This window comes from Paraburkholderia acidisoli (assembly GCF_009789675.1).
Lineage (GTDB): Bacteria > Pseudomonadota > Gammaproteobacteria > Burkholderiales > Burkholderiaceae > Paraburkholderia > Paraburkholderia acidisoli.
Genome location: NZ_CP046915.1, coordinates 371,386 through 393,050, shown reverse-complemented (window position 1 = coordinate 393,050; position 21,665 = coordinate 371,386). Strand labels below are relative to the sequence as shown.

Sequence of the window (21,665 nt, the reverse complement as noted above, 5' to 3'; positions counted from 1 at the left end):
GCTTTTGCATGGCGTGGCGAGCGCAGCTCGGGCCGCCTCCTCGAGCCGTTGTTGTGCCTCTATCTTGCCCCTATCTGGACGGAGACTTCGATGACGGTCGAATCCGCGCCGGCGCACGAGCTATCGCGCCTCGCGCCGCGCCAACCGCTGCGCAAACGTTTGGAGCCACAGGCCCGCGCGCACTGGCGCGCCGCGCTCATGCTGTTCGCGTGCGCCTGCACGGCCCTCGCCACCTGTGCGATCACGGGCTGCGGCGATCGCCCCGGCGACGCGCGCGTCGCGCTCACCGCGAATGCCGCGCGCGAACTCGCCGATACCCAAACCACCGCGCCAGGCAGCGCGCACGCCGCGTTCGGCGCGCCATCGCCGGGCGCCACGTCTGCCAGTTTCGCCGATAGCAGCCAAAGCGCCGACTCCGGCGTGACCTTGCCCGCGAACACCGTGCGCTCGCCCGCGAAGCCGTTCGCCATCGATACCCAAGGCAACGCACCCGCGAACGCCGGGGCCAACGCGCCCGGCAACGCCAACGCCTTGAACGCCGACGCCGCTCAGACCGCGCAAGACGCACAAACGGCGCAGAACGCGCCGCTCGCACCACCCGAGATTCACACCGCCGAATGACGTAACCGGCCGCGCGGCCTTTGCCGCTCGCCGTCCGAACGTCGTCAGCACGACGGGCGGCGAGGGCGCACCGCGCGCGCATTTCTCAACCGAAGAAGGAAACCACAATATGAATTCGAGAAGCCGCCGTGACTTTCTCCGCGCCGCCGCGATGAGCGCCGGTTCGGCCACCGCCCTGACGATGCTGCCGCAAGGCATCCGCAACGCGCTCGCGATTCCGGCGAACAATCGCACGGGCAGCATTCGCGACGTCGAGCACATCGTCATCCTCATGCAGGAAAACCGCTCGTTCGATCATTATTTCGGCACGCTGCGCGGCGTGCGCGGTTTTGGCGACACGCGCACGATCAATCTGCCCAACGGCAAGCCGGTGTGGAACCAGCCGCTCGCGGCCGGGCTCGGCGAAGTGCTGCCGTTCCATCCCACGGCGGCCAATCTCGGCCTGCAGTTCATCCAGGATCTGCCGCACGACTGGCCCACCACGCACGCCGCGTGGAACGGCGGCCGCTACGACCAGTGGGTGCCCTCGAAAGGCACGACGACGATGGCGTACCTCACGCGCGACGACATCCCGTTCCACTACCAGCTCGCCGACGCCTTCACGATCTGCGACGCCTACCACTGCTCGACGCTGACCTCGACGGACCCGAACCGCTACTACATGTGGACGGGCTGGGTGGGCAACGACGGCAGCGGCGGCGGCCCCGTGGTCGACAACGCCGAGGCCGGCTACGGCTGGTCCACCTATCCGGAAGTCCTGCAAAACGCGGGCATCTCCTGGAAGATCTATCAGGACGTGGGCGAGGGCCTCGACGCGAAGGGCTCGTGGGGCTGGACCGGCGACAACCCGTATATCGGCAATTACGGCGACAACTCGCTGCTCTACTTCCATCAGTATCAGAACGCGCAGCCGGGCAACCCGCTCTACGACAACGCGCGCACGGGTACGAACGTGCTCGCGGGCGGCGGCTACTTCGACGTGCTGAAGCAGGACGTGGCGAACAACACGCTGCCGCAGGTCTCGTGGATCGTCGCGCCGGAAGCGTATTCGGAGCATCCAAACTGGCCCGCGAACTATGGCGCGTGGTATGTCGATCAGGTCCTGCAGATCCTCACGTCGAACCCGGACCTGTGGAGCAAGACCGTGCTGCTCGTGAACTACGACGAGAACGACGGCTTCTTCGATCACATCGCGCCGCCGTTCCCGCCGGCTTCGAGCGCGAACGGTCTCTCCACGGTCTCCACCGCCAACGAAATCTTCCCGGGCAGCAGCACGTATGCGGCGGGGCCTTACGGCCTCGGGCCGCGCGTGCCGATGCTCGTGGTCTCGCCGTGGTCGCGTGGCGGCTGGGTATGCTCGCAGACCTTCGATCACACCTCGGTGATCCGCTTCATCGAAAAACGCTTCGGCGCGGGCCACGATTTGCGGGAGCCGAACATCACGCCTTGGCGTCGCGCGGTGTGCGGCGACCTCACCACGGCGTTCGACTTCTCCACGCCCAATGCCGCGCTGCCCACGCTGCCCTCGACGGCGGGCTACGCGCCGCCCGACAGCGTGCGTCACCCCGACTACGTGCCGCTGCCGCCCGCTGTGGGCAGCGTGCCGAAGCAGGAGAGCGGCGTGCGTCACGCGCGTGCGCTGCCGTACGAGCTGTTCGTGCGCTTCGACGCGAGCGGTCACCATGCGGGCGGCATGCGCTTCGTGAATTCGGGCCGCGCGGGCGCCGTGTTCCTCGTCTACACGGCAGACAGCACCGATGCGCCGCGCACCTACACGGTGGAGGCAGGCAAGCATCTGCAGGACACGCTGACGATTCCCGCCACGGGCGCATACGATTTCAGCGTGCACGGTCCGAACGGCTTCCTGCGCCGCTTCGCGGGTACGCAGGTGCAACAGGGCAGCTGGTTCGGCGGCAAGGCCACGGCGCGCCCCGAAGTGGTCGAAGGCTACGACGTGGCGAACGGCAACCTGCAATTGCGGCTCGAAAATCCGGGCGGCGCGCGTTGCCAGTTCACCATCGTGAACGCCTACGATCCGTCGACGAAAATCACGCATAGCGTGCGCGGCGGCGACACGGAGTCGCTCTACCTCGACCTGCGCAACGCCTACGGCTGGTACGACCTGACGGTCACCGTCGACAGCGACCCGACCTTCGTGCGCCGTCTTGCGGGTCACGTGGAAACGGGCCGCGCGAGCTTCAGCGACCCGGCGCTCGGCGGCTAAGTTCCGCGCGGTGCGCAGTCAAGACCACGGCGGTGCCTCGCGCGCCGCCGTGGTTTTTTTATGGGCGCGCCATTGACGCCATGCTTCCGACTCCGAAATTTACTCGTGGAGCGTCACGCGCGGCGCGAATCCGCGCTACCATCCTCCCGTTTCGGTGCCTCGCGCACGAGGCTCGGGCAGGCGAATTCGCCGATATAAACAGGGCGAAAGCGTCGAAAAAGTATCGATAAAAGTATCGTTAAAAGTATCGATAAGCGCATCGGTAAAAATGGGCTATGCGTTTTACATCGCAATCGAGCGGTAATGCATTGCCATAGCGGGTAAGGCCGGTAATAAAAAAGGGCAGCGAAAGGCAATATGGAAGCCATTGAAGGAGGCATTCGTCATCTGGCGCGGCGGGTGCGCGATGCGTATCGCGTATCCGGTTACAGCGTATTCGCGGTCGGGCTGGTCGGGACGATCGGGCATCCGCTGTACTGGCTGTGGTGGACCTTCGTCGACCCGCAACCGAACGAAAACGGCTGGATGCGACTCGCCGGTTCGCTGTCGTGCCTGTTGTTGCTGCTGCGCCGCTTCTGGCCCGCGTGGGCCGCGCGCTTTCTGCCCTGGTATTACTTCGCGACTGTCACCTATACGCTGCCGTTTTTCTTCACGTGGTATCTCGTGTCCAGCCACTATTCGATGATCTGGTCGATGGCGGAAGTGGGCATGGTGTTCTTTCTGATCGCGATATTCCCGTCGATTATCGCGCTCACGGTGAACCTCGTGATTGGTGTCGGGCTGGCCGTGCTGTGCGCGAACTGGTTGATTCCGCAATCCTTGCATGCCGATCCGCATCTGCTCCTTTATACGTATTTGCCCGTGTTCACGTTCGGCATCGTGGCGGGCGTGACGTTCAGCTATAGCAACCTGAAGGGCATGACGGCCCAGGCGAAGAGCGAAGCGCTGCGCGCGCTCGCGGGCACCATCGCGCACGAGATGCGCAATCCGCTCAGCCAGCTCCGTTACGTGCTCGACCGTATCGAGGACGCGCTCGACGGTCTCGACGCCGCCAACCCCGGCCACGCCGCCCGCGTGGCGCGCGCGGAATCCTCGCCGCAAGCGTCACACGTGTCCCAGGCCGAGAACGTCGCGTCGCTCGCGCAGCACGTCGCGCATGGTCAGCTCGCGATCGATCGCGGCTTGCGCATCATCGCCATGACGCTCGACGAAGTGAGCGCCAAACCCATTCGCGCCGACAATCTCGCCTATCTCAGCGCCGCGGCCACCACGCGCAAGGCGCTCGACGAATACGGTTTCAGCGACCGCAAGGAGCGCAGCCGCGTGCGCCTCGTCGTGCTGGAGGACTTCACGTTCAAGGTGGACGAAACGGTCTATCTGTTCACGATGTTCAACCTCGTGCGCAGCGCCTTGCAGCAGATGGCGAGCGCGCCGGCCTCCACGCTCACGATCACCGTGGAGCGTCACAAGGTGACGGTGCTCGACACCGCGCCCGGCGTCGTGCCCGACCTGCAGCCGCATCGCATCGAAGCGCCGGGTGCATCCAGTGCTTCGAACGCGGCGCGCGCGCCCGGCTACGCGGCCGGCTCGGGCCTCGGTCTCGCCTACTGGCAACGCGCGATGCTCGCGTTCGGCTGCACGATTGCCTGTCACGCGGAGCCGGGCAAGTACACCGAATTCACGCTCGCATTCCCGCCGGTATCCGAACTGGAGATCGCCGATCATCGCCGCCATCTGGTCGCGCGCGCGGCGCAGTTCTTCGAGGGCAAGCGCATCCTGGTCGTGGACGACGACGTGAGCCAGCTCGCGCGCGTGCATCTCGCGCTGTCCGCCGTGCATGCGCACGTGGGCGAGGCGAGCAGCGGCGAAGTCGCGCTCGCCATGCTGCGCGAAGCCGCGCCGTGGGACGCCGTGCTGATGGACCTGAACATGCCCGGCATGGACGGCTACGCGACCACCGAACTGTTGCGCGCCGACGAAAGCAATCGCAACCGCAACGTGCTCGTGATCGGCCATACCGTGGAGCCGCATAGCGTCGCGCACCGGCTCGCGCTGGCGGCGGGCATGGACGAGTCGATCAGCAAGTCGAGCAGCGCCGTGGAGCTGATGGGCGCGTTGCAGGCGCTGATGGAAAACGGCGACCGCCGCAACCGCAATCAGCGCTTCGACGGTTTCGCGGGCAAGACGATCCTGCTCGCCGACGACGAAACCTATAGCCGCATGATGGCGAAGAATTATCTCGAGCGCTGCGGCGCGAGCGTGATCGAAGCGGAGCACGGCCAGGCCGTGCTCGACTGGCTCGACACGCTCGGTGCGCAACGCAGCGTGGACGCCATCGTGCTCGATCTGAACATGCCGGGCCTCGACGGCCTCGCCACGGCGGCGCGCATTCGCGCGCGCGGCGGCGTGTTCGAGAAGGTGCCCGTGATTGCGTTGACGGGCCAGTCGGGCGTGGAGGCGCTGCGCGCGTGTCTCGCGGCGGGCATGAACGAAGTGCTCATCAAGCCGGTGCGCGTGGGCGCGCTCTACACGTGTCTGTCGCGGCAGTTCTCGCAATCGGCGGCTGCCGTGCGCGGCGAGAACGTGCCGCGCGAAGCCGTCTTGCACGTTGCGCAAGCGTTCGAGCCGGACGGCATCGCCATGAGCGAGGCCGCCTTGCAGGAGGCCGACGACAGCGCGTTGCTCGACGAGGCGCATCTGGAGGAACTGGCGTCGCTCGACATGCTCGATCCCACGTTTCTCAAGGGCATCGTGCAGATTCGCTCGCTGCTCGAACAACTCACGACGAGCGTGCAGGCCGACGACATCAAGAGCGCGCACTACACGCTGCATATCCTGCTCGGCATCAGCGGCAATATTGGGGCGAAGGCGCTGCACGACCACGTGAGGCTGATTTATCCGCGCGTGCTGGAGGGGCAGTGGCCGCAAGACGCCAGTTGGCTCGCGCAGGTGCTCGCGCTCGGCAAACGCTCCGCCGACGCGTTGCACCGCTATTTCGTGGCCGCCTCCGCGTCGACTCCGGAAGACTAGCTGGCGGCCTCCGCGCCGGCGTCTTTGGGCTTGCCGAACGCCATCGTCACCGTGGTGCCCTGGTGCAGCGCCGAGTCGATACGCAGGCTGCCGCCCGCCGAGCGCATGATGCGATTGCAGAAGATCATGCCCATGCCGTGACCGCCGGACTCCGCATGCGTGGTCACGGGGTCTTGCATCAATCGCGCCATGATCTCGGGCGCGATGCCGGGACCGTTGTCGCGAATGCGGATTTGCGGCTCGTCCTGCGCGATCACGTCGATTTCCAGCGCGGGCGATTCGATCGCCGCGAGTTCGCGCAACGCATTGGAGATGAGCGACGAGAGCACCAGCGCCACGCAATTGGGCATGGCGCGCACCACGAAATCGTTGCGTACGTGCACGCTGATCCACTCGCGCTGCGCGCCCGCGAACGGGTACGTGTCGAGCAGATTGGCGACGAGCCGCGAGGCGCTCATCTCGCGATTCGATTCCTTCGGCGAACCCTGCGCGCCGCTGCTCTTATGCACCGTTTCCCAGAACGACGAGACCAGCGTGAGGCAGTATTGCGCATTGTTGAGCATGGCGGCGGCCGGGCTTGCCGCGCCGCCTTCCCGCGCGGGCGCCGGTTCCCCGGTCCGCTCCTTGTGCTCGCCTTCGAGCGTGCGCGCGAACAGCGCGATGGTGGCGAGCGGCGTGCTCAACTCGTGCACGAGAAACGCGAGCGTTTCGTCCATTGCCAGCAGTTGCTGCCGGTGCGCGCGCGTTTCCGTATAGCGGTCGAACGCGAGTTGCAGCAGTTCGCGCAGCACGTTCGCGCGCAGCGGCTTTTCGAGAATGCGGAACACCTCGCCCGAATTCACCGTTTCGATCAGCATTTCCTTGTCCGCGTAGGCGGTCACGAGAATGCGCACGATATGCGGGTAGCGCTGCGCCGCTTCGCGCAGCAGATGGTCGCCGTTGCGGCCCGGCAGTCGGAAGTCGGTGACGAGCACGGCGATTTCGTGACCGTGCCGTTCGAGCGTTTCGAAGGCTTCTTCGGCGCTGCGCGCGAAATGCACGGGGTACAGCCCGTGAAAGAGGCCTTGAATGGCGCGCTCGAACAGCACGCGCGACATCTCGTCGTCGTCGACGAACAGAATGGCAAGCGGCGGCGGTGATGCAGTCATGATGTATCGCCCGTGGGTATTGAGGACATCTTACCCGGAGTGCGGCCGCGCGGTGCCCGATTGACGGTCAATTTACGCCGGTTGCATAACGGCGGCAGTGTTCGAGATAGCCCGCTTCATGGCTGCTCACGAGTTGCACGACGCTGTTCCAGAGCCACAGCGGCGCGTCGATGGTTTTCGAGCGGTTGCGCCGCAACTCGGCGAGCCAGGCGCGGCGCGTGGGCGGGTCCATCTGGCGCGCGTGCGCCTTGCCCACCACGGCGGCGAGATAGAACGCCACCTCGCGGGCTTCGTCCTCGCTGATTTCGTCGATCTCGAGTTTCAGGTCCTGCGGCAGCAATTCGCGGATCACCACGGCGCGGTCGAGCATGCGCGCGGCGCGCATGCGTTCGCCGAGAAACGGCGAGAGATGACGCGCGCCTTCCACCACGCGCTCGGCGTTGTCGCGCGGCATGGCGGCGTCGCCGTAGCGGGGCGCGGCCGCTTTCACGCCTTCCTTGATGTCCATGAGGCACAGGTCGTCGCCCTCGATCACGCCGCCGTCCACGTCGAGCAGCACCGCGTAACGCAGGCGTCCTAACGAACTGCAACCCTTGACCCAGTAGGCGGCGTCGAGAATTTCCACGGCGCCCGTATCCTTGCGGCCGCGCAAACCGGTGGGCAGGCTCGCGATGGCTTCGTCGCGAAAGAGCGCGTCGATGGATTTGCATTCGTTGCGCGAGAGCGGCCAGAAGCGCTTGCCGAGCGGAATGGTCGGCTTGAGATCGTCGATCCGTTCCTCGGCGAGATGACGCCACGAGCGGCGCACCGCCTGTTTCATCGCGAGATGCACGGGTTCGGGCCGCTCGGGCAGCGCGGGCTTCTTGCGCTGCGTGGCGAACGCCGATTCATAACCGGCCGCGAGTGCTTCCATCATGTGCACGGTGGTGAGCCCCGCGAGCGCCGAACCGCGCGCGGCCGTGGCGAGCGAGAGACCGAGACGGATGAGATCGTGCACGGGATTGCCGATCACGGTCTGGTCGAGATCGCGAATGTGGATTTCGACCTTGCCGTCCTGATTCGCGAGCGGTCCGAGATTGCCCGTGTGGCAGTCGCCGCAAATCCAGACGGCCGGACCGTGCGGCAGCGAACTGCCGTTGGTCTCCACGATCCATTCGTAGAACTGCGCGGTGGCGCCGCGCACGTAGGCGTGCGGCGAGCGCGCCATCTTGAGGCGCCGCTGTTCAGTGAGGATTGCCTGGCGTTCGTCGGGTTGCGGAAGACGTTTGTTGCGCTTGTTGTGCTCGTTGCGCTTCGCGCTCTGGCTGCGCTTGTCGTTGGCCATACGAATTCCTCTTTTGTTTTGATGTTACGACGCGCGTGCCGTCGTGGCTCGCGCGCGCGTTAGCGATCGCAAATCGCGTGCCGTGGAGGTGACGGCTAATTGAAAGCCTTCACGTTGAAAGCCTCGGCGCAACCGCGTTGAGCTTGCGCAGTATTCACGGAGATTTCCGCGACCTCATGTAGCCTCTGGGGAACGGGTTGGCGGCAAGCGGGTCCACGAAACCGGCGTCGCTTCATGGTGCGCCTCATGGGATAGCTCATGAGGCACTTGCAGCGGCACTTCACTTCCACACGGAGGGTATTGACTGTGACTACCAACAACGGCGGTACGCTGTACGTTCTGCAAGCGCGGCCTCCCGCGATCATCGCGCTGTGGCCGGACGGCTCGCACGAAGTCGTGCTCGCCAATCTCACGCGCACGCCCGACGGCATCAAGGTCGATGCCGTGTACGAACTGGTCTACTGGACCAACATGGGCACGGGCATTCATCTGGTCGACGGGGATCCGGTTTCCGGTCCCCTGCCACCCAACGACGGCACCGTGGAGTGCGCGAAGCTCGACGGTAGCGGCCATCGCGTGCTGGTGCCCTCGGGCCAGGCCGGCACGCCCAAGGAGATCGTGCTCGACGCCGAGAGCGGCCACCTCTACTGGTGCGACCGCGAAGGCATGCGCGTGATGCGCGCGCGGCTCGACGGCAGCGACGTCACCGTTTTGGTGCGCACGGGGGAATTCCCGAAAGATATCGCCGACGCCACGCGCCATTGCGTGGGCATCGTGCTCGACAAGGCCAACGGTCACCTCTACTGGACCCAGAAGGGCGCGCCCGACGCGGGGCAGGGCCGCATTTTCCGCGCGGGCATCGATCTGCCCGCAGGTGCGGTGCCGCACGATCGTCCGGATATCGAATGCCTGCTCGAGAATCTGCCCGAGCCGATCGATCTCGACATCGATCATCGTGACGGCATGCTCTACTGGACCGATCGCGGCGACGACGCGCACGACGGCAACACGCTCAATCGCGCGCGCATCACGGCGGGCGGTCTCGTCGATCGCGAAGTGCTCGCGCGCGAGTTGAAGGAAGGCATCGGAGTGTCGCTCGACGCGCGCGGTCGCCGCGCGTTCGTGACCGACCTCGGCGGCACGGTGCACGAGTTCGACATCGACACGAAGGAAGCGGCGCACTTCACCAACGTGGCGCATCTCGGGCCGCTCACCGGCATCGACTTCGCCGGCACGTGATGCGGCCGTGAACGCGCCGCCCGGGTACGCGGCGCAAACGTTGGCTTGCTCGCGTGTAGGCAATAAACGCATCACGCAAACGTTCTCGCGCGCCGCCGGTCAAATTCGCTGGCGGCGCACGAGGATTCATCGTCAAGGAGCGGCGCTCATGCGAACCCAGCCCCTTCGTCTTTCGCCCGGCGACGATCTGCGTTCGACGATCGTCGCGGCGCTCGCGCAATGCAACGTGAGCGCCGCGTTCGTGCTGCAAGGCATCGGCAGTCTCGGCATCGTGCAGTTGCGCTACGCGGGCGCCGAAGTGCCCACCGAATTGCGCGGCGACCTCGAAATTCTCACGCTCGCCGGTTCTGTTTCTCCCGACGGCGCACATCTGCACATGACAGTATCCGACGCGCACGGCAAGGTGTACGGCGGCCATGTCGCGGCCGGCTGTATCGTCCGCACGACGGCGGAGTTACTGCTCGCGCTGCTCCCCGAATACCGCTTTGCGCGTGAGATCGACCCGCAAACGGGCTACGCCGAATTAAAAATTCACGCGTCAACGAATAAAAAAGATCGTTGTTGAGACGCAGGGTCAAGCCGCCGACTTGCGCAGGACGTATACTCCGCGCCGTTAATTGTGCTTATACACAGCAAAAGCCGTTACGCAAGCGGAAGATAAAGTTGTGAAGTCTTCGTTTAAAAGTATTCATAAGACGAATTAAAACTCGCGCGCGAGACGCCAATTAATTCGGCTTCGGCTGGCTGTCGAGCTGTGGGTTTTCCGGTAAAAACCCCGCTTTTGCCAATGCAAAAAAGCACATCCGTGCGGGCTTGTTTCGCGTGGTTTACGGCCGTTTACCAGGACTCCTGAATACTGTGTTTAGTGTATTGTGGCTGTAATAAGTCTGTGTTCTAATGCAGCCAGTTTTTTGGGTCGACTAAAAAGAGGACACGCCGATCGCGTGAATCTCGTCGGCCCCAATTAGAAATAAACGGTGGTTTCCGGTTTTGCCATTACCCCTGACCAAGGTAACGTTTTTGGCCTGGAAGCCGCCACGGGGGAAAAGGGCGCCGTTGCTACCGGTGCCCTCCATAAGGCCGCCTGCTACCAGCGCAGGCGCGCTCCATCCCATCGCAGTGGGTAGCCTGTTTAATCAAGAGTACTAAAGAACAGCGCCACGTTGACGATATCCCGTCACGCGGGGTTGGTGCACGCGCGTCTTTCGCGCGGCGGCCGGCCCACGCTTTTCGACCCATTTCGTATCGATGCCCATTGCCCGCGGGCCAGGCGGGCTTTTCTAAACACAGCCGAGCGTTTCCCGGAGAAATCCATGTCGAACAGTTTGCAGAAGTGGGTCGGACGTAACCGTCCGCCGCGTGTCCAGATTACCTACGACGTAGAAGTCGGCGACGCGGTTGAAAAGCGCGAGCTTCCGCTCGTGGTCGGCCTGCTTGCGGACCTCTCCGGTCAGCCGGCCACGCCGCTGCCCAAGCTCAAGGAGCGTCGCTTCGTCGAAATCGACCGCGACAACTTCGACGAGATCATGGGCAAGATCGCCCCGCGTCTCGACCTCTCGGTCGCCGACACGCTCAAGGGCGAAGGCAACATCAAGGTCGAACTCACGTTCGAGAAGTTCGAAGACTTCCATCCGGAAAGCATCGTCAAGCAGGTGCCGCGTCTCGCGAAGCTGCTCGAAGCGCGCCAGCAACTGCGCGACCTGCTCGGCAAGCTCGACGGTAACGACGAGCTGGATTCGATGCTCGAGCGCATCGTGCAGAACAGCGAAGAGCTGAAGAAAGTTCAGAGCCAGGCCAACGCCAGCGACGCGCCGGCGCAAGGCGAGGCTGCTGTCGCGTCGGAAGACGCACCGGCTGCCTGACGCTCCACGGCCCGAACTCTCATGCCCGCACGCGGGCACCACGAACTTTCATAGGTGATCCAGATGGAAAGCACTTCCGCCGCCGGCCACGCCGCAAGCGAAACCCAGACGCTCGCAGGCGCCAACCTGAGCCTGCTCGAGCAGATCGTTCAGGAAGGCAACATGGCCGTCGAGCCGTCGCAAAGCGGCTACGCCAAGAAGCTGATCGGCCAGCTCGCTTCGCAGATTCTCGACGAAGGCATGCGCACGAGCCCGGACAAGAGCGTTGTGGCGATGATCAACGAGCGCGTTGCCGAAATCGACAAGCTGCTCTCGGACCAGCTCAACGCGATCATGCACGACGAGTCGTTCCAGGCGCTCGAAGCCTCGTGGACGGGTCTGCACGACATGGTCCAAGGCACGGAAACGGGCCCGAAGCTCAAGCTGCGTCTCATGAACGTGACGAAGAAGGAACTGCTCAAGGACCTCGAGACCGCGGTCGATCACGACATGAGCACGCTCTTCAAGAAGATCTACGAAGAGGAATACGGCACGTTCGGCGGCTACCCGTACTCGCTGCTGATCGGCGACTACTCGTTCGGCCGTCATCCGCAGGACATCGCACTGCTCGAACGCATTTCGAAGGTGGCCGCCGCCGCGCACGCGCCGTTCATCGCTTCGGCCGCGCCGAGCCTGTTCGACCTCAAGTCGTACACGGAACTGGGCGTCACGCGCGATCTCTCGAAGACCTTCGAGAGCGCCGAACTCGCCGCATGGCGCGGTTTCCGCGACACCGAAGACTCGCGTTACGTCTCGCTCGTGCTGCCGTCGTACGCCGCGCGTCTGCCGTACGGCGCGAAGACCAAGCCGGTCGATAACTTCAATTTCGAGGAAGACGTCGACGGTACGGATCACAGCAAGTACCTGTGGGCGAACTCGGCGTACCAGCTCGGCCTGCGTATCACCGACGCGTTCGCGCAATACAGCTGGACCACGGCGATCCGCGGCGTGGAAGGCGGCGGCAAGGTCGACAACATGGTTGCGCACGCCTACAAGACCGGCGAGGGCGACATCGTCCTCAAGTGCCCGACCGAAGTGACGATCACCGACCGTCGCGAGAAGGAACTGAACGACCTCGGCTTCATCGCGCTCGTGAACTCGAAGGGTTCGAACTCGGCCACGTTCTTCGGCGGCCAGACGACGAATCGTCCGAAGACGTACAACAAGGACGCCGCCAACGCCAACGCGCAACTCTCCGCGCGTCTGCCGTACGTGCTCGCGGCCTCGCGTTTCGCGCATTACCTCAAGGTCATCATGCGCGACAAGGTGGGCAGCTTCCAGACGCGCGGCGACATCGAGGCTTACCTCAACAACTGGGTGGCCGACTACGTGCTGATCAACCCGTCGGCGTCGCACGCGCAAAAGGCGCGCTTCCCGCTGGGCGAAGCCCGCGTGGACGTGACCGAAGTGCCGGGCAAGCCGGGCGCGTATCGCGCAACGTGCTTCCTGAAGCCGCACTTCCAGATGGAAGAGCTGACGGCTTCGATCCGCCTCGTCGCGGAACTGCCGGCCGCCGCGGCTTAACACGCCTACCCGAACGCGCGCGGCGAGCGCCGCGCGCGAGCCACGCATTCGTCATCTATTGAAAAGAGACAGTCATGGATATCGTTCTTCTGCAGATCAAGGACATCAAGGGCAACTCGACGCTCGAAGGCGCCACCGACCAGATCGTGCTGGATTCGTTCTCGTTCGGCCTTCAGCTGCCCATGAACCACGACGTCACGAACACCGAGCGTACGCTCGGCCGTCCGACGTTCAACGAGTTCAGCTTCTCGAAGTCGACCGACCTGGCAACGCCGGGTCTCTACAGCGCCTGCGCCGCGGGCACCAAGCTCGGCGACGCGACCATCTCGGTCGGCCGTAACGAAAACGGCACGTTCATGTCGCTGTTCAAGTACGTGCTGAGCAACGCGATGATCTCGTCGGTCAACACGGGCGGCGGCGGTTCGAGCCACGACAGCTTCACGATCAACTACACCCAGGTGACCTGCGTCTACACGCAGCAGAACACCGACTCGACGAAGAAGGGCAACGCGCCGTTCGGTTGGGATCTGACGAAGAACGTCGCGGCCACGCCGGCTGCGTCCTGATCGTTCGCGATCCGCTTCGTTTGATCGCATCGAGTCCCACGCGGGCGGTTGCCGTTACCGCCCGCGCTCCCTGGAGTTTTCGCGCAATGCCGGCCATCGTCAGCGGTTCACCGATGCCACTGTTCGACCGTCTCGCCGCTCATGGCGAGGCACAGCTTTCGGGCGCCGAGGCGCTGCGGGAGTCGGTCGCGCGCGACCTCGCGAGACTCATGAATACGCGTTCGCCGCTCACGTTCGAGGCCTTTGCCGCGAGCGAGGGCGGCGTGCTCGATTACGGCGTGCCCGACTTCGCCGAGCGCTCGCTGCACTCGGGCCCGGACCGCGACGCTATCGCCGCGGCCGTCCGTCATGCCATTACGTTGTTCGAGCCGCGGCTCGCCAACGTGAGCGTGAATTTCGCTTTCGCCTCGGACCATGCTCCGCGCGCCGTGATGATGATCGGCGGCGAAGTGCGTTCGGGGCCGCACGTCGCGCACGTGTCGTTCGAGCTGGCGGCGGACGCCGGCGCCGCGCAGGCCGCCCGTTCGCGCGGTGAATGACATGGCCGCCGACGACCTTCTCCAATACTACAAACGCGAGCTGTCGTACCTGCGCACGCAGGGTGCCGACTTCGCGCGCCGCTACCCGAAGATCGCTTCGAAGCTGGCGCTGCACGGCACCGAATCGCTCGACCCGCATACCGAACGCCTTGTCGAGGCGACGGCGTTTCTCGCCGCGCGCGTGCATCGCGACCTCGACCAGGAGTTTCCGCACGTTGCCTCTTCGCTGCTCGACAACGTGTGTCCGACGCTCGTGCAGCCCGTGCCGTCGATGACAGTCGCGCAGTTCGAGCTCGATCCCACCCAGGGCAAGGTCACGGCGGGCTTTGCCGTGCCGCGCCACACCGCGTTGCAGGCGCGCACCGAAGGCGGCGACGTGTGCCGCTTTCGCACCGCGTGGGACACCGTGCTGTGGCCGCTCACGATCAGCCGCGCGGCGTTCGGCGACGACGCCACGCTGCGCCTCACGCTCGAATGCGCGCCCGGCACCGACTTCGCCGAACTCGAGATCGACACGCTGCGCCTGCATCTGAACGGCGACTGGATGACGACGATGCCGCTCTACGAGCTGCTCGTGTCGGGCGTGGCCGACGTGTCCGTGCGCGCCGAAGGCCGCGCGCATGCGCTGCCGCTGCCCGCGCGCGCGTGGCGCGAAGTGGGCTACGGCGAAGCCGACGACGTGCTGCCGCGCCCGGCCAACGCGCAGCCCGCTTATGCGCTGATGCAGGAATATTTCGCGTTTCCGCGCAAGTTCCACTTCTTCGATCTGCATCATCTGCGCGGCCGTCTGGGCACGGGCCGCAGCTGCGAAATCGTGCTGCATCTGTCGCGCGCGCCGCGCGGGCTCGGCATGCTGCGCGCCACGCACTTCGCGCTCGGCTGCACGCCCATCGTCAATCTGTTTTCGCAGACGAGCGAGCCGATCGTCGTCGATCATCGCCATTACGAATATCGTCTCGTGGCCGATCAGCGCCGCGAGTCCATCACCGAAATTCATTCGATCGTTTCGGTGGTCGCGTCGGACCCGTCGCTCGAACGCACGGCCACGGTGCCGTGTTTCTCCGCCATCGATCATGGGGATGCCGGAGGCGGCGCGGCGTTCTGGTCGGCGCGCCGCGAGCACAGCCTGCGCGAGAACGTGCAGGGCACCGACACGTTCCTGAGTTTCGTCGATGCGAGCAATACCCAGGCCGATCCGGGCGCGCCCGTGATCTACGCGAACGTGCTGTGCACGAACCGGCGTCTCGCGGAGCAGGTGCCCGTGGGCGCGCGGCTGCTGGTCGAAAAGGTCTCGCAGAACGCGCGCGTGCGCTGTCTCTACGAACCCACGGCGCAGCGCAGTCCCGCGCTCGGCAGCGAAACGCTCTGGCGGTTGATCTCGCTGCTCACGCTCAACTATCACTCGCTCGTGAGCGGTGCCACGGGCCGCGCGCAGTTGCAGGAAATGCTGCGCCTGTTCGCCTCGGAAGGCACGCGCGAGCAGGACCAGATTCGCGGCATTCGCAGCGTGGAGGCGCGCGGCGTCACGGCGCACGTGGGCGGCGAGGCGTGGCGCGGCTACTGCCGTGGCACCGAAGTGACCGTCGAGTTCGATCCCGAAGCCTTCGTGGGCGGTTCGCCCCTGTTGATGGGCGCCGTGCTCGCGCGATTCTTCGCGCTCTACACGTCGGTCAATTCCTTTGTACGGCTGGTGGTACGCCGTGGAGACGAGATATGGAAGCAATGGGAGCCGATGACCGGTTGCCAGCAGCTGCTCTGATCGCCCGTCTCACGGCGAACCCGCAGCGCTTCGATCTGTTCCAGGCGATCAGTCTGCTGGAGCGGGCGACGCCGTGGGCGCGGCCGCTCGGGCGCGGCAACGGCGCGGGCGAGGCGGTGCGGCTCTCGGGTCATGTTTCGCTGACGTTCGAACCGAGCGACGTGCGCGGCGTGCGTGCGCAGGCGTTGCCGGAGGGCGATGCCGATGTCGCACGCGCGCCGAACCCGGTCGCCGACCGGAACGTCAACCGAAACGTCGACCGGCCCGCCGACGCGAACTACGCCCCCCGCACGACCTACACGCTTTCGACGCCCGTGCTCACGCTCGCGGGCGCGAACGCGCCGCTGCCGATGGCGTTCACGGAACTCGTGCTCGAACGGCGCGCGCAGCGCGACACGGCCACGGGCGACCTGCTCGACATCTTCAATCACCGCTTTCTGTCGTTTCTGTACCGCAGCCGCAAGAAGCACGCGCCCGCGCTGAACTGGCGTTCGCCGCACGCTTCGGCGCTCGCGGGCACGCTCGACGCGGCGAGCAATCTGGGCTTGCGCGCGGGCGTGCAAGGTCCGCGGGGCGCGCGGCCGTGGCTGCGTCACGCGGGTCTGATGAGCGCCGCGCCGCGCTCGATGGCGGGCTTGACGGCGCTGCTCTCCGACCGCCTCGGCGTGACGGTGCGCGGCGCGCAGTTCGTGGGCGGCTGGCGCGAGATCGACGCGGCGGATTCGCTGCGCCTCGCGCGCACGGCCGCGCCGCGTCTGGGCGGCCCGCACGGCGTGGCCGTGCTCGGCCGCCGTACGTGGGATCAGGCGAGCGGCATCTGCCTGGAATTTCCGGCGCTTTCTCGCGAACGCTTCGAGGCGCTGCTGCCCGGCGGCGCCGATCACGCGCTCGCCGCGTGGCTCGTGCGCGCGTATCTGCAACAGGATTTCGACGTGCAGTTCGTGCTGCATCTCGCGCCGCAACCGCGCGCGTGCGAGGCCGGCGGCGCGCATGCCGCGCGGCTCGGCTGGACCACGTGGCTCGGCGCGCCGCGCCATCCCAACCATGCGAGCGCGCCCGTGCGCTTCGCGATGCGCGAGGCCGCCGTGCCCGCTCCGACGACACTTTGAGGACCACGCCGCGCATGGATATCGATATTCGCACCCTGCTTTCCCGGCTCAATCCGGAATGCAAGCACGCGATGGAGCAGGCGGCGCAACTGTGCGTGCGTCAGACGAATTACAACGTCGACGTCGAGCACCTGCTGCTCACGCTGCTCGAATCCGACGCCCCCGATCTGCAGGCGATCCTCGCGCACTTCGGCCTCAAGCCGCAGACGCTCACGACGCAACTGCAAAAGGCCGTCGACGCGTTCAAGCGCGGCAACGGCCGTACGCCCGCGCTCTCGCCGAATCTCTCGCCGCTGTTTCAGGAAGCGTGGCTGTTGAGTTCGATGCTGCTCGGCGAGCAGCAGATTCGCTCGGGCACGCTCGTGCTCGCGCTGCTCGAAGTGGACAGCCTGCGCGGCATGCTGCTCGACTCCGCGCCCGCGTTGCTCAACGTGCCGCGCGCGACGCTGCGCGACCAGCTCGCGGCGATCCTCGCGGGTTCCGCCGAAGACGCGGGCGGCGCGCGCAACGCGGCGGCGCAGGCCGGGCAGCCGCAGGCGTCGAGCCCGGCGGCGGCAACGCACGGTGCGAACGCGGCCATGCCGAGCATGAATCCGGGCGCGGGCGGTAAAGGCAACGGCGGCCGTCAGTCGGCGCTGGATCAATTCACCGTCGACATGACGGCGCTCGCGCGCGAAGGCAAGATCGATCCCATTCGCGGCCGTGACAGCGAGATCCGCCAACTCGTGGACGTCCTGCTGCGCCGCCGCCAGAACAACCCCATCCTCACGGGCGAAGCGGGCGTGGGCAAGACCGCCGTGGTCGAAGGCTTCGCGCAGCGCATCGTGCAGGGCGACGTGCCGCCCGCGCTCGCCAATGTGTGCGTGCGCTCGCTCGACCTCGCGCTGTTGCAGGCGGGCGCGGGCGTGAAGGGCGAATTCGAGAACCGGTTGAAGTCGGTGATCGCCGAAGTGAAGGCGTCGCCGGTGCCGGTGATCCTCTTCATCGACGAAGCGCATCAGCTGATCGGCGCGGGCGGCAGCGAAGGCCAGGGCGACGCCGCGAACCTGCTCAAGCCGGCGCTCGCGCGCGGCGAGCTGCGCACCATCGCGGCGACCACGTGGGCCGAGTACAAGAAGTACGTGGAGCGCGATCCGGCGCTCGCGCGCCGCTTCCAGGTGGTGAAGGTCGAGGAGCCGAGCGAACCCGTCGCCGTCGACATGCTGCGCGGCATGGTGCAGAAGCTCGAAGAACATCATGGCGTGGAGATTCTCGACGAAGCCGTGCGCGACGCCGTGAAGCTCTCGCATCGCTATATCTCGGGCCGCCAGTTGCCGGACAAGGCGATCAGCGTGCTCGACACCGCCTGCGCGCGCGTGGCGATCGGCCAGAACGGCGTGCCCGAAGAGATCGAGGCGCTCGCGCGGTCGATCGACGGCGCCGAGAACCAGCTGCGCATCCTGCGCCACGAAGCGGCCACGGGCGCCGACCGCGCGGACGCCATCGCCGCTGTCACGAAACAGCTCGATGAGGAACGCGCCCAGCGCACGCGCCTCACCGAAAAACTCGGCACGGAAAAGCGCGCGGTGGACGAGATCATCGCGTGGCGCAAGAAGATTCGCGGTTTTCTCGCCGACGAAACCAGCGCCGCCGACGGCGAGGACGCCGAATCGCTCGCGGCCAATCTGTCGCGCCTCGAAAAAGGCCTCGAAGCCGTGCAGAACGACGAGCCGATGGTGCCCGTGTGCGTGGATTCGGCCACCGTCGCCAAGGTCATTTCGGGCTGGACCGGCATTCCCGTCGGCCGCATGCTCGCCGACGAACTGCACACCGTGCTGTATCTGCAGGACAAGCTCGCCGAGCGCGTGGTGGGCCAGGACGAAGCGCTCGACGCGATCGCGCGCCGCGTGCGCACGTTCCGCGCCGATCTCGACGATCCGGGCAAGCCGGTGGGCGTGTTCCTGCTCGTGGGACCGAGCGGCGTGGGCAAGACCGAAACGGCGTTCGCGCTGGCGGACATGCTCTACGGCGGCGAGCGCAACATGATCACCGTGAACATGTCGGAGTTTCAGGAGGCGCACAGCGTCTCCGGGCTCAAGGGCGCGCCGCCCGGTTACGTGGGTTACGGGCGCGGCGGCGTGCTGACGGAAGCGGTGCGCCGCCGTCCGTACAGCGTCGTGCTGCTCGACGAAATGGAGAAGGCGCACCCGGACGTGCTCGAACTGTTCTTCCAGGTGTTCGACAAGGGTGTGATGGAAGACGGCGAAGGCGTGCCGATCGACTTCAAGAACACGCTCATCCTGCTCACCTCGAACGCGGCGCAGGACGTGATTACCGAGGCGTGCCGCGGCGGCCGCCGTCCCGCGCCGGAAGCGATCGTCGAGCAATTGCGCCCGGCGCTGCTGCGCCAGTTCAGCCCGGCGTTCCTCGGCCGCATGGTGATCGTGCCTTACTACCATCTCGGCGACGCGCAGATCAACGCGATCGTGAACCTCAAGCTCGAACGCATCGCGCAGCGCTTCGAGCGCAATCATCACGCGCGTCTCACGTGGGACGAGGCGCTCGCGACGCTGATCGCGCAACGCTGCAAGGAAGTGGACAGCGGCGCGCGCAACGTGGATCACATCCTCACGCAGTCGCTGCTGCCGGAACTCGCGCGCCAGGTGCTGGAGCGCATTTCGATCGCCGAGCCGTTCGGCGGCGTGCATCTCTCGCTCACGGCGGCGGACGAGATCGCGTACCGTTTCCGCGCGCCCGAGGAGGCCTGAGCGCATGTCGTCGACGACGCCCAGCCAGGCGAACTGCTTCGTATCGGTCTCGACGCCGTTCGGCGACGACGTGCTGCTGCTCGACGGGTTCGGCGGCCGCGAGGCCATGTCCGAGCTGTTCCGTTTCGACCTGCGCATGCGTTCGACCAACAAGGCGCTCGACGCGACGCAGATCGTGGGCAAGAGCGTGACGGTGACGCTCACCGACAGCACGGGCGTCGCGCGCTATTTCAACGGCATTGTCACGCGCTTCGCGCACGCGGGCGCCGACGTGCAGTACGGCTTCTATTCCGCCGAACTCTCGCCGCGCCTGTGGCTGCTCACGCTCGGCCGCGACCGCGTGATCTGGCAAAACCAGACGGCGCTCGACATCGTCACGAGCGTGCTGGGCACCTTCGGCGTGACGGTCGAGGACCGCACCCAGCGCGGCAGCGCCTATTTGCAGCGCGAATACTGCGTGCAGTACGACGAAAGCGCGTTCAGCTTCATCTCGCGGCTGATGGAAGAGGAAGGCATCTTCTACTTCTTCACGTTCGCGAACGGCACGCACACCATGGTGCTCGCCGACGACCCTTCCGCGCACACGGCCGCGAGCGTGAGCACGCTGTATTTCGCGCCGGACGCCAGTATCGCCGCGCAGGCGCAGCGGCTCACGGCGTTCGAAATGGCGCAGGGCGTGGTGGCGGGCGAGCACGTGGTGAGCGACTACGACTACACGCAGCCGGCCACGCTGCTGTCCACGGCCAAGGGGTCGTCGACGCTGAACACCGGGCAGCGCTTCACGTTTCCGGGTAAGTACACGAGCGCCTCGGCGGGCGACCAGATTTCGGGCACGCAACTCGAAGCGCACATGGCCGCGCAGCAGACCGGCAACGGCCGCGGCGGCTACTACGGCCTCACGGCGGGCACGACGTTCACGCTCGCGGGGCATCCGAACGCGGCGCTCGACGTGAGCTACGTGGTGCGCGCGGTCACGCACACGGCCTCGCATCGGTCGTACAGCAACGAGTTCGAGGTGCTGCCCGCGACCGTGCCGTTTCGCGCGCCCGCGCTCACGCCGCGCCCGGTCGTGGCGGGCACGCACACGGCCAGGGTGGTGGGCCCGAGCGACGAGGAAATCTGGACCGACTCGCAGGGCCGCATCAAGGTCAAGTTCTACTGGGACCGCGCCACGGTGACGGACCAGAACAGTTCGTGCTGGGTGCGCGTGGCGCAGAGCACGGCGGGGCCGGGCTGGGGGCATCTGTTCCTGCCGCGCATTGGCGAGGAAGTGGTGGTGAGTTATGTCGACGGCGACCCGGACCGGCCGCTCGTGACGGGCTGCGTCTACAACGGCACCAATGCGGTGCCGGTCACGCTGCCCGCGAACCAGACGCAGAGCGTGATCCGCTCGCGCTCCTCGAAGAACGGCTCGGCGGGCAACGAAATTCGCATGGAAGACAAGCTCGACTCGGAGGAGCTGTATCTGCATGCGCAGAAGGACATGAACGTGGAGATCGAGAACGCGCTCACGACCACGGTGAAGGCGGGCGCGGAAACCCACGTGGTGCAGAAGGGCGACCGCAGCGTGGAAGTGAGCGCGGGCAAGGAGACGCACACGGTCAAGGGCACGCGCACGCTCGACGTGACCGGCGACGAAACCCACACGAACCACGCGAAGTACACGCAGACGATCACGGGCGACCATGCGCACACCATCAACGGCAATTACACGTTGAAGGTGGGCGGCAACCTGACGATCGAAGTGAGCGGCTCCGTCAGCATCAAGTCGAGCACCTCGCTGTCCACCGAAGCGGGCACCTCGTACGCGATCAAGGCGGGCACGACGCTCAGCAGCGAAGGCATGACGGTGTCGCACAAGGCTTCCGCTTCGCAGACCGTGGACGGCGGTGGCCAGCTCGCCCTGAAGGGCGGCATCGTGCAGTTGAATTAAG

At 65.9% G+C, this 21,665-nt stretch carries 15 protein-coding genes; 13 read left to right on the top strand and 2 right to left on the bottom strand.

What is annotated here, in order from left to right:
- The first annotated feature begins 90 nt into the window (after window positions 1–90).
- The 3 genes from FAZ98_RS23940 (at window position 91) to FAZ98_RS23930 (ending at window position 5,875) form a co-directional block, all read left to right on the top strand.
- Window positions 91–621: a hypothetical protein gene (locus FAZ98_RS23940; RefSeq protein WP_158954717.1), complete on the top strand. Its 531-nt coding sequence runs from the start codon at window positions 91–93 to the stop codon at window positions 619–621.
- A gap of 109 nt (window positions 622–730) precedes the next feature.
- Window positions 731–2,845 (top strand): phosphocholine-specific phospholipase C, encoded by a 2,115-nt coding sequence (locus FAZ98_RS23935; protein WP_158954715.1) that lies wholly within the window; start codon window positions 731–733, stop codon window positions 2,843–2,845.
- Window positions 2,846–3,202: 357 nt separating this feature from the next.
- Window positions 3,203–5,875: an ATP-binding response regulator gene (locus FAZ98_RS23930; protein WP_158954713.1), complete on the top strand. Its 2,673-nt coding sequence runs from the start codon at window positions 3,203–3,205 to the stop codon at window positions 5,873–5,875.
- Here the strand turns inward: FAZ98_RS23930 and FAZ98_RS23925 are convergent.
- The gene (locus FAZ98_RS23925; RefSeq protein ID WP_158954712.1) at window positions 5,872–7,023 is read right to left on the bottom strand and encodes a hybrid sensor histidine kinase/response regulator; all 1,152 of its coding nucleotides are present in this window, start codon (window positions 7,021–7,023) and stop codon (window positions 5,872–5,874) included. The genes FAZ98_RS23930 and FAZ98_RS23925 overlap by 4 nt on opposite strands.
- A gap of 67 nt (window positions 7,024–7,090) precedes the next feature.
- A complete protein-coding gene (locus FAZ98_RS23920) occupies window positions 7,091–8,347 on the bottom strand; it encodes a DUF2252 family protein (RefSeq protein WP_158954710.1) in 1,257 nt (418 codons plus the stop codon).
- Between the two features lie 306 nt (window positions 8,348–8,653).
- Here FAZ98_RS23920 and FAZ98_RS23915 point away from each other — a divergent pair, with 306 nt between their 5' ends.
- From FAZ98_RS23915 to tssI, 10 genes are all read left to right on the top strand, one after another.
- Window positions 8,654–9,586, top strand: a complete 933-nt coding sequence (locus FAZ98_RS23915; RefSeq protein WP_158954708.1) for an SMP-30/gluconolactonase/LRE family protein — start codon at window positions 8,654–8,656, stop codon at window positions 9,584–9,586.
- A gap of 148 nt (window positions 9,587–9,734) precedes the next feature.
- Entirely contained in the window at window positions 9,735–10,151 is a 417-nt protein-coding gene (locus FAZ98_RS23910; RefSeq protein WP_158954706.1) for a PPC domain-containing DNA-binding protein, read from the top strand.
- Window positions 10,152–10,899: 748 nt separating this feature from the next.
- Window positions 10,900–11,448, top strand: coding sequence for a type VI secretion system contractile sheath small subunit (gene tssB, locus FAZ98_RS23905; RefSeq protein ID WP_158954704.1), 549 nt, complete (start codon window positions 10,900–10,902; stop codon window positions 11,446–11,448).
- A 63-nt stretch (window positions 11,449–11,511) separates the two neighbouring features.
- The gene (gene tssC / locus FAZ98_RS23900; protein WP_158954702.1) at window positions 11,512–13,011 is read left to right on the top strand and encodes a type VI secretion system contractile sheath large subunit; all 1,500 of its coding nucleotides are present in this window, start codon (window positions 11,512–11,514) and stop codon (window positions 13,009–13,011) included.
- Between the two features lie 74 nt (window positions 13,012–13,085).
- Window positions 13,086–13,577: an Hcp family type VI secretion system effector gene (locus FAZ98_RS23895; RefSeq protein WP_158954700.1), complete on the top strand. Its 492-nt coding sequence runs from the start codon at window positions 13,086–13,088 to the stop codon at window positions 13,575–13,577.
- Between the two features lie 86 nt (window positions 13,578–13,663).
- Window positions 13,664–14,116 (top strand): type VI secretion system baseplate subunit TssE, encoded by a 453-nt coding sequence (tssE, locus tag FAZ98_RS23890; protein WP_158954698.1) that lies wholly within the window; start codon window positions 13,664–13,666, stop codon window positions 14,114–14,116.
- Between the two features lies 1 nt (window position 14,117).
- On the top strand, window positions 14,118–15,875 hold the full coding sequence (gene tssF / locus FAZ98_RS23885) for a type VI secretion system baseplate subunit TssF (RefSeq protein ID WP_158954696.1): 1,758 nt from the start codon (window positions 14,118–14,120) through the stop codon (window positions 15,873–15,875).
- The gene (tssG, locus tag FAZ98_RS23880; protein ID WP_158954694.1) at window positions 15,830–16,984 is read left to right on the top strand and encodes a type VI secretion system baseplate subunit TssG; all 1,155 of its coding nucleotides are present in this window, start codon (window positions 15,830–15,832) and stop codon (window positions 16,982–16,984) included. Before tssF ends, tssG begins: the two co-directional genes overlap by 46 nt.
- 14 nt (window positions 16,985–16,998) lie before the next feature.
- A complete protein-coding gene (gene tssH, locus FAZ98_RS23875; RefSeq protein WP_158954692.1) occupies window positions 16,999–19,731 on the top strand; it encodes a type VI secretion system ATPase TssH in 2,733 nt (910 codons plus the stop codon).
- A gap of 4 nt (window positions 19,732–19,735) precedes the next feature.
- Window positions 19,736–21,664, top strand: coding sequence for a type VI secretion system tip protein TssI/VgrG (tssI, locus tag FAZ98_RS23870; RefSeq protein WP_158954690.1), 1,929 nt, complete (start codon window positions 19,736–19,738; stop codon window positions 21,662–21,664).
- Window position 21,665: the final 1 nt, after the last annotated feature.

What these genes read in the sequence shown, in the direction of transcription:
- tssG (WP_158954694.1), top strand. Translation starts at nt 15,830, where the DNA reads ATGGAAGCAATGGGAGCCGATGACCGGTTGCCAGCAGCTGCTCTGATC.
- tssF (WP_158954696.1), top strand. Translation starts at nt 14,118, where the DNA reads ATGGCCGCCGACGACCTTCTCCAATACTACAAACGCGAGCTGTCGTAC.
- FAZ98_RS23935 (WP_158954715.1), top strand. Translation starts at nt 731, where the DNA reads ATGAATTCGAGAAGCCGCCGTGACTTTCTCCGCGCCGCCGCGATGAGC.
- FAZ98_RS23920 (WP_158954710.1), bottom strand. Translation starts at nt 8,347, where the DNA reads ATGGCCAACGACAAGCGCAGCCAGAGCGCGAAGCGCAACGAGCACAAC.
- tssE (WP_158954698.1), top strand. Translation starts at nt 13,664, where the DNA reads ATGCCGGCCATCGTCAGCGGTTCACCGATGCCACTGTTCGACCGTCTC.
- tssB (WP_158954704.1), top strand. Translation starts at nt 10,900, where the DNA reads ATGTCGAACAGTTTGCAGAAGTGGGTCGGACGTAACCGTCCGCCGCGT.
- FAZ98_RS23895 (WP_158954700.1), top strand. Translation starts at nt 13,086, where the DNA reads ATGGATATCGTTCTTCTGCAGATCAAGGACATCAAGGGCAACTCGACG.
- tssH (WP_158954692.1), top strand. Translation starts at nt 16,999, where the DNA reads ATGGATATCGATATTCGCACCCTGCTTTCCCGGCTCAATCCGGAATGC.
- FAZ98_RS23910 (WP_158954706.1), top strand. Translation starts at nt 9,735, where the DNA reads ATGCGAACCCAGCCCCTTCGTCTTTCGCCCGGCGACGATCTGCGTTCG.
- tssC (WP_158954702.1), top strand. Translation starts at nt 11,512, where the DNA reads ATGGAAAGCACTTCCGCCGCCGGCCACGCCGCAAGCGAAACCCAGACG.
- tssI (WP_158954690.1), top strand. Translation starts at nt 19,736, where the DNA reads ATGTCGTCGACGACGCCCAGCCAGGCGAACTGCTTCGTATCGGTCTCG.
- FAZ98_RS23940 (WP_158954717.1), top strand. Translation starts at nt 91, where the DNA reads ATGACGGTCGAATCCGCGCCGGCGCACGAGCTATCGCGCCTCGCGCCG.
- FAZ98_RS23925 (WP_158954712.1), bottom strand. Translation starts at nt 7,023, where the DNA reads ATGACTGCATCACCGCCGCCGCTTGCCATTCTGTTCGTCGACGACGAC.
- FAZ98_RS23930 (WP_158954713.1), top strand. Translation starts at nt 3,203, where the DNA reads ATGGAAGCCATTGAAGGAGGCATTCGTCATCTGGCGCGGCGGGTGCGC.